Source organism: Streptomyces flaveus, assembly GCF_014647675.1.
Taxonomy (GTDB): Bacteria; Actinomycetota; Actinomycetes; order Streptomycetales; family Streptomycetaceae; genus Streptomyces; species Streptomyces flaveus.
Map to the genome: position 1 here is coordinate 649,537 of NZ_BMPQ01000001.1, position 11,046 is coordinate 660,582.

The window sequence follows — 11,046 nt, forward strand, 5'->3', positions numbered from 1 at the left end:
CCATCATCGATGGGAGCACGGCTGCGATCCGCGCGCCCCCGGCGCGCACCACCTTGCCGTTGCGGTTAAGCAACCTCGACGATCTGACAGATCGACATGAAGGGCCTTGGACATGGCAGTCGGACCCACCACCCGTAGGCGCCAGTTGGGGGCCGACCTGCGCCGCCTCCGCGAGCTTAAAGGCCTCACCTTGGAGGAAGCAGGCGCGCGCGTCGGCGTCTCGAAGGCGACACTGAGCCGCTACGAGACCAAGGAGGGCTCGGTCAAGTGGCCTGCTGTGGACGCCCTTTGTCGTGAGTATGGCGCCTCGGACGAGGAACGACTTGCCTTGGTCGAGCTGGCGAAGGGTGCCAAGATCCAAGGTTGGTGGCGGTCACTCGCCGACCCCATCCCCGAGTCGATGAACCTCATGCTCACACTCGAAGACGAGGTGGTGCGGGAGGATCACTACGCCTGCATGTACATCCCTGGTCTCCTCCAGACCCGTGCCTACGCCGAGGCCGTTCACCGCGCCTCGGAGATGCGGTGTCCCGAGAGGGAGGTGCAGCACATGGTCGACATCCGCATGAAGCGACAGGAACTCCTTCAACGGGAGGATCCACCGCACATCTGGTGCGTAATCGACGAGGCGGCAATCCGGCGAACGGTCGGCGGGCACGAGGTCATGAGCGAGCAACTGCGCCACCTGCAGACCCTGTCGGATCTCCCCCATGTGACCGTACAAGTTCTGCCGTTCTCAACCGGGGCCCATGCAGCAGCAGTTGGAAGCTTCGTCGTCCTGGGAGGCCAGACTCCCGAGCTGGATGTGGTGTACGTGGACATCCTCGGCGGTGGGCTCTTCATGGAGAAGCCCGAGGAATTGGAGCGTTATAGGTTGGCGTTCCAATATCTCCGCGCACAGGCACTCGACCTTGAGTCCTCTGCGACGCTGATCCACCGCATAAGCCAGGAGTCGTGATGGCCGTACGGTCCGAGCCCCGCTGGTTCAAGTCCTCGTACAGCGGCGGCAGCGGTACCGAGTGCGTGGAGTGCGCTCACGCCTTGGACGGTGCCCTCGTACGCGATTCCAAGAACGCCAATGGACCTGTAGTCGCCGTTCGTGCGCACGCGTGGCAGGCCTTCATACGGGCTTTGAGGACGGCGAAGCCGGAGTGCTGACGGCGGCACGGGGTTCGAGAGCCCGGCCGAAGGCCGGGCCGTAGTGCCCGCGCAAGTTCGCGCAAGTTCCTGGCTGCTGCTTGCCATTGGGGCGCAAGATCGGACGCACACGACGACCGAGGAGGCCGGCATGGCACTGATCAAGCTGGGTCAGGACCCGGAGAGCCCGGACGGCAAGTCGCCCACCGTCTACCTGGACGACCAGACGGGGAACTTCGTGCTCCAGGGCTGGAAGGTGACCGACCCCGAGCGTCTGGCCCAGATGGACATCCCCGAACATGAGACGGTGATCGAATTCCCTCGCCGCATGATGCAGTTCTTCCCGGAGGTGACCGGTGGGAGCGGAACCGACGCTTGAGCAGCGGCTCAGAAGCTGCCAGCGCTCGGCCGTCCATCTGGAGCTGCGCGATTGCTACATGCGCTCCGACCCGCGCTTCATCGCCTGGCAGAACGGTGTCCGTAACGCGCCCGAGGACAACGACCCGGCCTTGCGGCCGTGGCTCACGCTCGTCGCCGAGCTGGTCGGCAGGGGCGTAGAGATACGACGGGCCCGTATCGTCTCCGAGCCGGTCAGCGACTACATCGAGTTCGAGCACCATGTCACAGACGCCAACGTGACGGCCGGTGAGCAGGTGCGCTGGCTTCCGCGTCGGCAGGCATCGGACATCGCTCTGCCGGGCAACGACTGCTGGATTCTGGACGACCGCCTCGTCGTGTTCCACCACTTCGGCGGGGATGGCGAACTCGCCCCGGACGACGAGACGTTCACGGACGATCCGGCGACTGTGAAGTTGTGCAGCTCCGCGTTCGAGGCGGTGTGGGAGCGGGCTGTCCCACACACGGAGTACCACCCGGCTCGTCGGCGCTGACGGAGAATCAGCGTTGCCGTCATCGTCCAGCGTCGCCGAAGCACGACGAGCGCTCGGTCAGCGCCTGCGCGAGATCCGGAAGGACGCGGGTCTCACCGCGCGGACGCTGGCCGGGTTGGCGGACTGGCACGAATCCAAGTGCAGCCGTATCGAGCATGGTCGGACTCCGCCTTCGGATGCTGACATCCGTGCCTACACGCTCCACTGCGACGCCCAGGACCAGACCGCCGACCTCATCGCCACCGCTCGCGCTGTCGAGGGCATGTACGTCGAGTGGCGTCGTATGGAGCGGGCGGGCCTGAAGCAGGTACAGCAGTCGGTCGCCCCGCTCTTCGAGCGCACCCGGCGCTTCCGCACGTACCAGTCCTGGGTCATCCCTGGTCTGCTCCAGACCGCCGCCTACACCAAGGCCGTGCTCAACACCATCGCCGCCCTGCGGGAGGTGCCGGACGACATCGATGCCGCCGTGGGCGTGCGCATGGAACGCCAGCGCATTCTGCACTCCGGTGATCATCGCTTCGCGATGCTGGTGGAGGAGTGGGTGCTGCGGACCCTCATCGGGGACAACGAGGTGATGGCCGGGCAGCTGGGCCACCTGATCGCCGTGGCCTCCCTGCCCTCGGTGTCCCTTGGCATCATCCCGTTGGGCGTGCCGCGCGGCGCCGGCTGGCCGGTCGAGTCCTTCACCATGTACGACGACGAGCAGGTCAACGTAGAGCTTGTCTCCGCCCACCTCACGGTCACGCAGCCCCGGGAGGTACAGGAGTACGCCCGCGCCTTCACCGAGCTGTCATCCATAGCCGTCTACGGTGCTGCTGCGCGGTCACTGATCACCGGGGCCATTGACTCGCTCGGGTGACTCCGGCGCAAGTTCCCGCACACTCGTTGAGGCCAACTCGCCGCCGTTCCTAGCGTGCTGGGCACTGAGCACAGTCGAATCGGGAGCGTCCATGGCCACGAGACAGCAGACCACCCAGGAACCGCCGATCGACCTCGGAGTGCCTCTACCCGAGCCGAAGCCCGCCCCCGGCTGCGGTGTGTGTGCGTCGCTGGCCCGAGACCGCGAACAGGCCCGGCGGGTGGGCGACTTGTCGAAGGTCTCGGACTGCAACATCGAGATCAGGAACCACTCGGAGCGCGGCCATGGCTGAGGGGCCCGAACTCTCCCGTATGACGCTGCGGGTCTCCCGAGACGCAGGGCGTACATACGGCACTCGACAGACGGTGGTCGTGGACCCCGAGACGGCGACGCTCCCGAACGAGGACAGGTATCCATCGTGCGCCTGCCCTCGCTGCAGGGAGCAGAGCGATGGAGTTGCCAGGCCTGTGAGCGTTCACGGATTTCCCCACGATCGCGGCCTTGAGCGTCACGTGATTCCCCAGACTGAGGCCCCCTTGGCGAGGGGGCGCGCGTTTTGGAGAGTGTGTTGGGGACAACCCCTCACGAGATCGAAACTCGCCCATCGGGGCGAACGAAGGGCTCCACCGCTGAGCGGTGGAGCCCTTCGTCGTGTTGTGGTGCCGGCTGGGACATGCGGGCTCGCGCCGCGAGTGCGACAGCAGCGCGGCCGTGTCTCAACGCAACTGGAGCACGCTTCTGACGCCGGCGTGGTCGGAGGGCCACAGGCCTGACGGGGTGCGGTCGGCTTGGGCGTCGCCCACCCGGTTGGTCGCCAGCGCGGTGACCTTGCCGCGGAAGAGCACGTAGTCGATGCGCTGGGTGAGGTTGGAGGTGGGGTTGCGCAGGTCGGGGGCCTGGCAGCAGGTGAAGCCGGGGGTGCGGGGGCGGGTGGCGGTCCAGGCGTCGGTGAATCCGGCGGCCAGGAGGTGGTTGTAGCTCTGGGTGTTGGTTCCCGGTGTTGCGCCGACTCCGCCGGCGGCCGAGTTGAGGTCGCCGAGCAGCACGGTGGGGAGCGTGGTGTTCAGCGGGCCCGCGAGCAGTTCGTCGGTCTGTGCTTCCTGGACGGCGGGGGCGGCGGGCTCGAGATGGGTGGTCACCACTCGGGTGGTGCGGCCGCGCAGCGTGGCGTCGGCCGCGACCCAGCCGCGCTCGACCCGCAGGGGCGGATTGGGCGGGCAGCCCAGCACGGGGCGGCAGATGGGCACATGATTCTGGAACCGGGCGGCCTGCGCGTTGGCCACGGAGAAGTTACGTGCGGGCAGGTCGGTGCGGGCCAGGAGTACGTCGCGGTCGGTGAGGCGGATGTCCTGCAAACCGCTGGGCGTGGAGCGCGGGGCCTCGAAGTCGCTGCCGACGGTGACGCTGGCCACGGCCGCGTAGTGCTTGCCCCGGGCGGAGAGCTCGTCGAGAAGGATCTGCAGGAAGTCGTACTCGACGTGGGTGGCGCTGCCCGGTCCGGCAGGCGTCTGGCTGCGCCACAGCACGGCTTCCTGGAGGCCCACGAGGTGAGGGTCGCTTTCGGCGATCTCGTCGGCCAGCGCCTCGGCGCGCTCGGGGAAGTCCGTCGCCTGGACGTTCGCCCACACCGCGGTCACCGCGTCGACGAGCCCCTGTCGGCTGGTGGCGGCGAGGACGGGCGCGAGGTCGGCGCCCAGGTAGAGGTTGCGGGTCATGACCCGCAAAGGAGTCCGCTCCCCCTCGGCGGCCGAGGCCGCGCCGAGTGCCCCGGGTGCGAGAAGCGCGAGTGCGCACAGGACGGATGTGAACCAACGGCGAGTCATGCGGGCAGCCCTTTCGGTCAAAGCGGGCGAATACCCGCATCTCCGCCGAAATCTAAAACGGTTGACGGGATGGGGCGATCCAGGTGTGGGCCGAGCGGCCTACGGTTCGCTTGAACGCGCCGGAGTCGCCTCCGGGATCCCCATGGGGAAGTGCTTGAACTTTCCCATGGGGAATATCGTGACCGTCCACAAGGCCATACTGACGCGCCCTGAGGCCCCGGATGCCTGGTTCGTCGTCAACGAAGCTGCCCTCCACAACGTCATCGGAGATCGGCCGTTGATAAGGGAGCAGCTCGAACGGGTCCTGGAATCATCGGAGTTGCCAAGCGTCACCGTGCAGGTCCTCCCGTTCGACTCCGGCACCTACCCGACCACGGGGTCGTTCACCATGCTCGGTTTCCCCGATCCCGAGGACCCGGACATCGTGTACCGGGACGGCATCACCGACGCCGTCTATCTCGAAGGCGAGCATCATGTGCGCGAGTACACGAGGGCCTTCGACGGGTTGCGGGCAGCCGCGTTGAGCCCGCAGCGTTCCGCCCAACTGATCAAGTCCATCGTGAAGGAATACGCAACATGAACGCTTCAGAGCCCACTCCCGACCGCATCTCTCCGTGGTTCAAGTCCTCTTACAGCAACGGTGCGGGGGGCGAATGCATCGAGTGCGCCCACGGCGTGGACGGTGCCTTCGTGCGCGATTCCAAGAACGACGGTGGACCTGTGGTCGCCATCCGTGCGCACGCGTGGGAGGCCTTTGTACGCGGGCTCTGAAGGCGGTGGAGCAGGAGCACTGACTGCAAGTTGCGGTTACGCCAGCGACCTTCGCACAGCATCAACCAGCGACTCCGCACGCACATCGTCAAGGCCACCGATGATGTGGTTCATCGCGTAGCAGAAGGCGATGCCGTGCTCCGGGTCGGCGAAGGCGAGTGAGCCGCCTCGGCCCGCGTGGCCGAAGGAATTCGGCCCGGTCATGGGGTTGGTCTCGGTGGGCAGCATGTATCCGGAGCTGAGCCGGCTCGGCATCACCATCACCTGGTCCGTGCCGCTGGCCTGCTCCTTGGTCGCCGATGCGAGGGTCTCGGGGGTGAGCAGGCGTACTCCGTCCACCTCTCCGATCAACGCGGCGTACATCCGAGCCAGTCCGCGTGCCGTGCCGATGCCGTTGGAGGCCGGGAGCTCCGCGGCTTGTACCTCGGGCGAGTTGAAGTCGATCTCGGCCGGGTCGGTGACCTGGAACGCCCTGTTGCTGAACGAGTTCGGGTCGCGCCAAGCGGCGACCATTTCGCGAAGTTCCTCGGGGATCGACTCTGGGGGCACGGTGGTGAAATCGACCTCGGGCTGCTGGTACGCCATGCGGCTGACTCGGTGGCGTTCACTCGCGGGCAACCCGATGAAGAAGTCCAGTCCCAGGGGGCTGGCGATCTCGTCGGCGAAGAAGCGGCCCGGCGTACGGCCGGACACCCGGCGGATCACCTCGCCGACCAGCCAGCCCCAGGTCCGGCCGTGATACCCGTGCGCTGTGCCTGGAGTCCACAGGGGACGCTGAGCGGCCAGAGCGGCCACCATCGGCTGCCAGGCCAACGCCTCAGCCAGCGGCACCGGTTGGTCCAGGGCGACCAGGCCGGCCTGGTGGGACAACAGCCAGCGCACCGGGATCTCCGCCTTGCCGTTCGCGGCGAACTCCGGCCAGTACTCGGTCACCGGCGCATCCAGGTCCAGCGCGCCGCGCTCGGCCAGCAGGTGCGCCGCGGTCGCGGTTGCCCCCTTGGTCGCCGAGTAGACCAGTTGCAGAGTGTCCCGCGCCCACGGCCGATCCGTGTCAGGGTCGGCGATGCCACCCCAGAGGTCCACCACCGGTCGGCCATCCCGGTACACGCACACCGCCGCGCCGATGTCCCCATGCCGGGCGAAGTTCGCCGCGAACGCCTCGCGCACCGGCTCGAACCCGGCCTCGACCTCACCGTCGATCGTCGTCATGCCGACCATCCTGGCATTCTGTCCGCCGGGCTCCGAGAGGGCGGGCTCGGCGCACAGTTGGTACCAATCAGGCGGTGACGCGCAGCACCTGAAGACGCTCGCGTAACTCACGGACTGAGGGTCAGCTGTCCCCGCCACCGCAGTCATAGTTCTCCACGGCGTCGAAGGCGGGACGGTTGCGCTCGCCGTACACCGGATCCAGGACATCATTCGCGTTGGCGCCCGATTTCAAATTGCTCACCGAGGTATCGATCGCCTTGAGCACCGTACGGAACTCTTCGGCGATGTCCGGCGGCGCGCTCGCCCGCATCGGCTCACCGGTGTCGGCGATCAAGGCGGCCTTCCTCCGCAGCTCTTTGAAGTCCAGCGGCTCCCCTTCAATCGCCGCACCCACTTCGGCGCTGTAGGCAATGACACCCATCTGGAAGAGCGACAGATCAAGGCAGAAGGGCGAGGTTGGCGTGGCGCTCGGGCGTGCGGTCGATGCGCTGGGCGATGGGCTGGACGAGGCCGGGGCCGATGCCGGTGGCGCAGCGTCCGGGGAACTGGAGCAGCCCGCCGTCATCAGCGCGGCGGCCATCGCGAGGATCCATCTGCGTGGGGCGGTCATGGGCGGAGAGTAGGCGACGGAGTCCGGGAGGGGTCCCGGCAGACAAACGTCGTGCTTCATGAGTGGCTGGCGTCGACACGGTGGAGTCCGCTCATGTCCTCCACCGATCCGTAGGTGCGGTGGAGGTGGTGCCAAGTGGCCGACGGTAGGTCTCTCACCTGGACAGGCAATCCATTTCCCAGCCTCATGCTGGGGTGTGGCTGCATGCCGGTGGCCATCCTCCTCGCGACAGCGCCGGCGAAGATCTTCTCGCTGCCGACCGGATGGGCGATGGTCATCATGCAGGTCTGTGTGGTCCTCGCCATGGTGGCGGGCCTGTTCGAGGTCCACACGGTGGAGTTCACCGAACAGCGGGTGCGTCTGGTGAGCAACGCCCGCACGCGCATCAGGGACGTGACCGATCTGGAATCGGTCGAGATCGTCCACTCAGGCAACACCGAAGACGGGTACACCCAGACGTCCCTACGCCTGACCTGGTCAGGCAGCCACCGGGGAAGCCACACGATCGACGACAACCACGACGCCGCGCTGGCCCACTCACTCACCCGCGTACTCGGGACTCGCCTGCACATGAGCGAACGCTGGAAGACACTCGAACCGCCTCCACCTGAGGCCTAGTTGCTCACTGTGGGATGCGAGGTGGACGGCGCACATCCGCCGACGCTTCGAACTCGACGCGCTCTTCGCGAATCACGACGTTCTGATGACGGGCCGGATTGCGGTGCCGGGCCTCTGAGCAGAGTCGGTGAATGGTGCGGTCACTTCCCGGCCGACGAGCGGGATGTTTGGAAAAGGAGCCCCTGTGAGCCTTGAGCTGCGGCACTACACCGACATGAACCCGGTGCGCCAGACGATCGTGGACATCCATGTCGAGGTCCGTCAGCGCGACTTGGGGCTCACCGGGCCCTTCTACACCGCCGAACGCTTCAACGAGCGCCTGACAAGCCACCGTTCGGAACCCGGTTGGGAGACGGTCATCGCCTACGACGGCACCGAGCCCGCAGGCTTCACGTACGCCACCCCCCTCGGCCCCAACACCCGCTGGTGGACAACCATGACCACCCAACTACCCGACGGCTACACGACCGAGACGGGCAAGCGCACCCTCGCGCTGAACGAGATCGTCGTCCGCCGCCCGTGGCGCGGCACCGGCCTCGCCCGCCGCATCCACGAGGAACTCCTGGCCGGCCGAGGCGAAGAACGGGTCACACTGCTGGTCAACCCGAAGGCAGGAGACGGCAAAGTCCAGGCCGTGTACGAGCGTTGGGGATACGAGAAGATCGGTGAGCAGCAGCCGTTCCCCGACTCCCCCGTGTTCGCCGCGATGATGCGCGACCCGCTGCACCGGGCGTGACCGTCACAGAATCCTGATCAGCAGCCGAAGGTGGGAGAACGCGGTGCCCCGCCGCCCGCCGAGGGGCGGCGGGCCGTCCGCGCTACTCTCGGAGGGCGTGTGCGAGGGCTTCGTCGAGCAGTTCCCGCAGGGCCGAGGAGGTCGGTGCGACGGCGGTGGCGAGCAGTGCCGGGCCGCCTGCCAGCGGTGTGAGGACGGCGGACCCGTCCTGGGAGCCCTCGCGGAGGAGGACGGGGTCGCGGCGAGTGCCCATCTCCGGGTCGACGAGCAGGAGTTGGCCGACGGCGCGGTGTCCGTGCAGGACGGCCGGGCCGTCCCAGCCGGGCTCTGGGGCCCCGTATGCCGTCTGCTGGTCGAGCAGCGGTCTTCCGGCACGGCGGACCAGGAGCCGGCTGACCAGGTGGCCCGGATCCTCGTCGGTCCGGCCCAGGAGCTGCTCCTCCCGTAGCAACAGCCGGGCGGTGGCGGCGAGTTCGACGGTGTACGTCTGCCGGAGGTTGCTGCCGGCGGCGCTGATCAGCGGCTGGGGCAGCCAGCGCAGGCCGGCGTGTTCGCCGGCGGTGAGCCGTACGTCGTAGGTGGCCGGGGCGGTGGTGGGGCCGCGCAGGGCAAGCGTGGCGGCGGCCGTCGTGACCTCCAGTACGGCCCGGTCCCCGGCGGTGACGTCGATGGTGAGCCGGTCGCCGCCGAGGGGGGCGCTCATCGCACCGATGATGCCCACCTTGGCGGAACTCCCGTCGGTGCGCATGCGCCGAAGGTGGAACGGGCCGTCACTGCGTAGCTGCGGAAGCGTGGTGACGCGTCCGTTGTACGCGGCGTGGATGCGGGCTGTTGCCCGCACACCGTGCGGGTGCCCGGCGGGCTCCTCGGCGCCGGAGAGGGCTCCGGCCAACGCTGCCCGGTCATTGACGAGTTGTGCGGCGGGGCTCATACGGCCGCCTTCGCGTGCCACTCGGTGAGGTGGGCGGTGACCCAGTCGGCGACCTCGCGGATGCCGTCGTCGGAGGTGAGGCTGGTGAAGATGACGGGAAGGTCGCCGCGTTGCCGTTTGGCGTCGTCGGCCATGGTGGCGAGGTCGGCGCCCACATGTGGGGCGAGGTCGGTCTTGTTGACGAGGAGGAGGTCGGCGGTGGTGATGCCGGGGCCGCCCTTGCGGGGGATGTCGTCGCCGCTGGAGACGTCGATGACGAAGACCTGTACGTCGACGAGGCCCTTGGAGAAGGTGGCGGTGAGGTTGTCGCCACCTGACTCGACGAGCACGAGGTCGAGGGGGTGGAGGGTCTCCTCCAGGTGTTCGACGGCTTCGAGGTTGGCGGAGATGTCGTCGCGGATCGCGGTGTGCGGGCACGCGCCGGTCTCCACCGCGGTGATCCGCTCGGGCGGCAGCACGGCCTCGCGCAGCAGGTACTCGGCGTCCTCGCGGGTGTAGATGTCGTTGGTGACGACGGCGATGGACCAGCTCTCGCGCAGGGTGCGGCAGAGCGCGGCGACGCTGGCGGTCTTGCCGGAGCCGACGGGCCCGCCCAGGCCGACACGGAGGGCTCGGCGGGTGCCGTCGGCGCTGAGCGGCTCGGCGCTGTGGGTGTGGCGCTGCGGCATGGTCACGGGATGGTCGAGGTGCACGAAGAACTCCAGGTGGGCGGGGGAAGGTTTCAGGAGGCGAAGAGCCGGACGCTCCAGGCGGCGTGCTGTTCACCGGTGATGTCCAGCAGCGGCGAGGACGCCGACGGCAGGGCGTCGATGCCCTCGGCCGCGACGCGGTCCGCGGCCTGGGCGGCGGCTGTGGCGACGGCGTCGGTCTCGGAGCTGAGGCGGGCCAGCAGCCCCGAGGCGTCGAGCGGGTCGAGGCTGAGCAGGCGCACTGCCGCAGTGGCCGGGCCGCCGGCGTTCTCGTACGCGGCGGCATGGGCGGCGTCCAGTGGGGTGAGCCCGGCGGCCCGGGCGGCGAGGCCCAGCACGAGCGGCTGGTGGGCGCCTTGGGGACGTTCGGCGGCCAGCCGTTCCAGGTCTTCGGACGGGAAGGTGGCACGGGCTGCGCGCATCATCTGCCGGCCGAGCCGGCGGGCGACGGCGCGCAGCGCGGGGGCGGGGGTGCGTGCGTCGGCGGCGTCGTCCAGCAGCAGCGGGTCGACTCCGGCGGCGGCCGCGGCGGCCAGGCCGGCCATGGTCAGGCCGGTGGTGTGCAGACGGCCGCGGCAGAATGCCTCCAGGCTGTCGGTGTCGTGTACGGCTTGGTGGGCGATTGCGGCTTCGACGCCGCCGGAGTGGGCGTGCCCTCCGGCGGGGAAGCGGCCGTCGGCCAGCAGGAGCAGGGCTGCACGGCTCATGGGTGAGCGGCTGCCTTTCGCAGGGTCGGAAGAGGTGCCGAGCGCGGGCGGGCGAGGCGTACCCGC

15 protein-coding genes and 1 pseudogene are annotated in these 11,046 nt (G+C 68.5%); 10 read left to right on the forward strand and 6 right to left on the reverse strand.

Translation table 11 applies throughout. The annotated features are described in order from the left end of the window. The first annotated feature begins 112 nt into the window (after window positions 1–112). The 6 genes from IEZ21_RS02665 to IEZ21_RS02690 all read left to right on the forward strand — a co-directional run bounded on the left by IEZ21_RS02665 (window position 113) and on the right by IEZ21_RS02690 (window position 3,178). Entirely contained in the window at window positions 113–958 is an 846-nt protein-coding gene (locus IEZ21_RS02665) for a helix-turn-helix domain-containing protein (RefSeq protein WP_189320236.1), read from the forward strand. After that, entirely contained in the window at window positions 958–1,158 is a 201-nt protein-coding gene (locus tag IEZ21_RS02670) for a DUF397 domain-containing protein (protein WP_189320237.1), read from the forward strand. The genes IEZ21_RS02665 and IEZ21_RS02670 overlap by 1 nt, the downstream gene beginning before the upstream one ends. A 130-nt stretch (window positions 1,159–1,288) precedes the next feature. Beyond that, entirely contained in the window at window positions 1,289–1,516 is a 228-nt protein-coding gene (locus tag IEZ21_RS02675; protein WP_189320238.1) for a hypothetical protein, read from the forward strand. Further along, window positions 1,494–2,027, forward strand: a complete 534-nt coding sequence (locus tag IEZ21_RS02680; protein WP_189320239.1) for a DUF6879 family protein — start codon at window positions 1,494–1,496, stop codon at window positions 2,025–2,027. The genes IEZ21_RS02675 and IEZ21_RS02680 overlap by 23 nt, the downstream gene beginning before the upstream one ends. Before the next feature lie 13 nt (window positions 2,028–2,040). Continuing rightward, the gene (locus IEZ21_RS02685; RefSeq protein WP_189320240.1) at window positions 2,041–2,886 is read left to right on the forward strand and encodes a helix-turn-helix domain-containing protein; all 846 of its coding nucleotides are present in this window, start codon (window positions 2,041–2,043) and stop codon (window positions 2,884–2,886) included. Window positions 2,887–2,977: 91 nt separating this feature from the next. Then, the gene (locus tag IEZ21_RS02690) at window positions 2,978–3,178 is read left to right on the forward strand and encodes a hypothetical protein (RefSeq protein WP_189320241.1); all 201 of its coding nucleotides are present in this window, start codon (window positions 2,978–2,980) and stop codon (window positions 3,176–3,178) included. Between the two features lie 424 nt (window positions 3,179–3,602). On the opposite strand, the gene IEZ21_RS02695 is transcribed toward IEZ21_RS02690, so the two are convergent. Then, window positions 3,603–4,709, reverse strand: coding sequence for an endonuclease/exonuclease/phosphatase family protein (locus IEZ21_RS02695; protein ID WP_189320242.1), 1,107 nt, complete (start codon window positions 4,707–4,709; stop codon window positions 3,603–3,605). A gap of 190 nt (window positions 4,710–4,899) precedes the next feature. On the opposite strand from IEZ21_RS02695, the pseudogene IEZ21_RS02700 reads away from it, so the two are divergent. Both IEZ21_RS02700 and IEZ21_RS02705 read left to right on the forward strand, forming a co-directional pair. Then, window positions 4,900–5,289, forward strand: a pseudogene (locus IEZ21_RS02700) (DUF5753 domain-containing protein); the annotation flags it as partial. Next, window positions 5,286–5,480 carry a DUF397 domain-containing protein gene (locus tag IEZ21_RS02705; protein WP_189320243.1) on the forward strand — a complete coding sequence of 65 codons (195 nt, stop codon included), beginning with the start codon at window positions 5,286–5,288 and terminating at the stop codon, window positions 5,478–5,480. The pseudogene IEZ21_RS02700 and the gene IEZ21_RS02705, both read left to right, overlap by 4 nt. A gap of 36 nt (window positions 5,481–5,516) precedes the next feature. Here the strand turns inward: IEZ21_RS02705 and IEZ21_RS02710 are convergent, their stop codons facing one another. After that, a complete protein-coding gene (locus IEZ21_RS02710) occupies window positions 5,517–6,689 on the reverse strand; it encodes a serine hydrolase domain-containing protein (RefSeq protein WP_189320244.1) in 1,173 nt (390 codons plus the stop codon). A 121-nt stretch (window positions 6,690–6,810) separates the two neighbouring features. Further along, window positions 6,811–7,299: a hypothetical protein gene (locus IEZ21_RS02715; protein ID WP_189320245.1), complete on the reverse strand. Its 489-nt coding sequence runs from the start codon at window positions 7,297–7,299 to the stop codon at window positions 6,811–6,813. Window positions 7,300–7,503: 204 nt separating this feature from the next. Here IEZ21_RS02715 and IEZ21_RS02720 point away from each other — a divergent pair, with 204 nt between their 5' ends. Together IEZ21_RS02720 and IEZ21_RS02725 are read left to right on the forward strand one after the other, a co-directional pair. Further along, window positions 7,504–7,917 (forward strand): hypothetical protein, encoded by a 414-nt coding sequence (locus tag IEZ21_RS02720; RefSeq protein ID WP_189320246.1) that lies wholly within the window; start codon window positions 7,504–7,506, stop codon window positions 7,915–7,917. A gap of 184 nt (window positions 7,918–8,101) precedes the next feature. Further along, on the forward strand, window positions 8,102–8,653 hold the full coding sequence (locus IEZ21_RS02725) for a GNAT family N-acetyltransferase (protein ID WP_246567219.1): 552 nt from the start codon (window positions 8,102–8,104) through the stop codon (window positions 8,651–8,653). Window positions 8,654–8,735: 82 nt separating this feature from the next. On the opposite strand, the gene IEZ21_RS02730 is transcribed toward IEZ21_RS02725, so the two are convergent. Genes IEZ21_RS02730 through IEZ21_RS47295 form a run of 3 tightly spaced genes read right to left on the reverse strand, consistent with a single transcriptional unit; the run spans window position 8,736 to window position 10,980 of the window. Further along, complete coding sequence (locus IEZ21_RS02730; protein WP_189320247.1) at window positions 8,736–9,584, reverse strand: urease accessory protein UreD; 849 nt, start codon at window positions 9,582–9,584, stop codon at window positions 8,736–8,738. Then, window positions 9,581–10,276, reverse strand: coding sequence for an urease accessory protein UreG (gene ureG, locus IEZ21_RS02735; RefSeq protein ID WP_189320248.1), 696 nt, complete (start codon window positions 10,274–10,276; stop codon window positions 9,581–9,583). Before ureG ends, IEZ21_RS02730 begins: the two co-directional genes overlap by 4 nt. A gap of 29 nt (window positions 10,277–10,305) precedes the next feature. Further along, entirely contained in the window at window positions 10,306–10,980 is a 675-nt protein-coding gene (locus tag IEZ21_RS47295; RefSeq protein ID WP_189320249.1) for an urease accessory protein UreF, read from the reverse strand. Between the last annotated feature and the right edge of the window lie 66 nt (window positions 10,981–11,046).

What these genes read in the sequence shown, in the direction of transcription:
- IEZ21_RS02720 (WP_189320246.1), top strand. Translation starts at nt 7,504, where the DNA reads ATGCCGGTGGCCATCCTCCTCGCGACAGCGCCGGCGAAGATCTTCTCG.
- IEZ21_RS02675 (WP_189320238.1), top strand. Translation starts at nt 1,289, where the DNA reads ATGGCACTGATCAAGCTGGGTCAGGACCCGGAGAGCCCGGACGGCAAG.
- IEZ21_RS02730 (WP_189320247.1), bottom strand. Translation starts at nt 9,584, where the DNA reads ATGAGCCCCGCCGCACAACTCGTCAATGACCGGGCAGCGTTGGCCGGA.
- IEZ21_RS02665 (WP_189320236.1), top strand. Translation starts at nt 113, where the DNA reads ATGGCAGTCGGACCCACCACCCGTAGGCGCCAGTTGGGGGCCGACCTG.
- IEZ21_RS02715 (WP_189320245.1), bottom strand. Translation starts at nt 7,299, where the DNA reads ATGACCGCCCCACGCAGATGGATCCTCGCGATGGCCGCCGCGCTGATG.
- IEZ21_RS02705 (WP_189320243.1), top strand. Translation starts at nt 5,286, where the DNA reads ATGAACGCTTCAGAGCCCACTCCCGACCGCATCTCTCCGTGGTTCAAG.
- IEZ21_RS02695 (WP_189320242.1), bottom strand. Translation starts at nt 4,709, where the DNA reads ATGACTCGCCGTTGGTTCACATCCGTCCTGTGCGCACTCGCGCTTCTC.
- IEZ21_RS02690 (WP_189320241.1), top strand. Translation starts at nt 2,978, where the DNA reads ATGGCCACGAGACAGCAGACCACCCAGGAACCGCCGATCGACCTCGGA.
- IEZ21_RS02710 (WP_189320244.1), bottom strand. Translation starts at nt 6,689, where the DNA reads ATGACGACGATCGACGGTGAGGTCGAGGCCGGGTTCGAGCCGGTGCGC.
- IEZ21_RS47295 (WP_189320249.1), bottom strand. Translation starts at nt 10,980, where the DNA reads ATGAGCCGTGCAGCCCTGCTCCTGCTGGCCGACGGCCGCTTCCCCGCC.
- IEZ21_RS02670 (WP_189320237.1), top strand. Translation starts at nt 958, where the DNA reads ATGGCCGTACGGTCCGAGCCCCGCTGGTTCAAGTCCTCGTACAGCGGC.